Origin of the sequence: Deinococcus sp. (assembly GCF_018260555.1) — a bacterium.
In the GTDB taxonomy this organism is placed as follows: domain Bacteria; phylum Deinococcota; class Deinococci; order Deinococcales; family Deinococcaceae; genus Deinococcus.
In genome coordinates this window covers 1-1177 of the sequence record NZ_JAGLBB010000070.1, presented here as the reverse complement: position 1 = coordinate 1177, position 1177 = coordinate 1, and the positions used below count along the sequence as shown (strand labels likewise).

Here is a 1177-nt window from a genome sequence, read left to right as displayed (position 1 = left end):
AATCGTGGCGCCAGTACGGATTTTCCTGGCGACCCTGGTCGTGACGGTGAGTGCTTCCTGATGCCAGATGCGCTGCATGGAATGAACCCTCCGGACAGGACCACAGGCCAAGACACTTCGTCCCGATCAGCAGCTACGCTGATTGCACCGCGAAGGAGCCCAGATGCCAGGACGGAATCACAGCCGTGAGTTCAAGCTTCAGGTGGTCGGTCAGGTCAACGCTGGCCTGCACACCACCGCCCAACTCTGCCGGGAGCACTCACTGGCTCCCAGCCTGATTCACCGATGGCGGAAAGAAGTCGAAGACCGCGGTGAGGCCGCATTCACCGACGGTGCCAAAGCCGACCGCAGCGCGGAACTTCGCATCGCGGAGTTGGAGCGGTACTGTGGCCAGCTGGCCCTGGAGAACTCGATCCTGAAGAAATCGCTGGCGACGTACCCCTCGAAAAAAGGCACCAGATGATTACGGATGCGCGACACGCGCATCCCACGGTGTCGGTGCGTCGCCTCTATGAACTGCACGATGTCAGCCGCTCCTGGTATGCCCATCAGCTGGGCCGTGAGGTGGTCGACCGGGATACGCAGCTGGCCGAGGACATTGAGGCGGTGGTGTTGAAGTGGAGCGGGTACGGCTATCGCCGGGTGACCCATGAACTCGCCCGCAGAGGATCCCCAGCCAACCACAAGCGCGTCCTTCGGGTGATGCGGGAACGTCGGCTGCTGTGCCGACCCAAACGGCGGTACCAGGCCACCACGGACTCCACCCACAGCAAGCCCCGGTTTCCCAACCTGTTGGCACACGTCATTCCGACCAGACCCGATCAGGTCTGGCAGGCCGATCTCACGTACGTTCGGGTGAAGCAGGGCTTCGTCTACTTGGCGTGCGTGCTGGACAGCTTTACCCGCGAGGTCGTCGGCTGGTCGATTTCTAGGTTCATGGACGCCGCATTGCCGCTGGCCGCCCTCAACAACGCGCTCGCGGCGCGTTGTCCAGCGGCAGGTCTGCTTCACCACTCGGACCAAGGAGCGCAATATGCGAATCGGGTATACGTGGACCGCTTGCGGTCTATGGACGTGACCCCGAGTATGTCCAGGAAGGGAGTAACTGCTCAGCAGGGGGGTGGGGTGCGGCGCAAAGTGTAGAGTCTGGGTATCGCTGACGATGCCTGCCCAAACT

Annotated in this window: 2 protein-coding genes; both read left to right on the top strand. The window is 62.2% G+C overall.

All coding sequences use genetic code 11. The annotated features are described in order from the left end of the window. Positions 1–163: 163 nt before the first annotated feature. Positions 164–463, top strand: a complete 300-nt coding sequence (locus tag QZ271_RS12140; RefSeq protein ID WP_291431833.1) for a transposase — start codon at positions 164–166, stop codon at positions 461–463. Beyond that, the gene (locus QZ271_RS12135) at positions 460–1143 is read left to right on the top strand and encodes an IS3 family transposase (protein WP_291431831.1); all 684 of its coding nucleotides are present in this window, start codon (positions 460–462) and stop codon (positions 1141–1143) included. The genes QZ271_RS12140 and QZ271_RS12135 overlap by 4 nt, the downstream gene beginning before the upstream one ends. Positions 1144–1177: the final 34 nt, after the last annotated feature.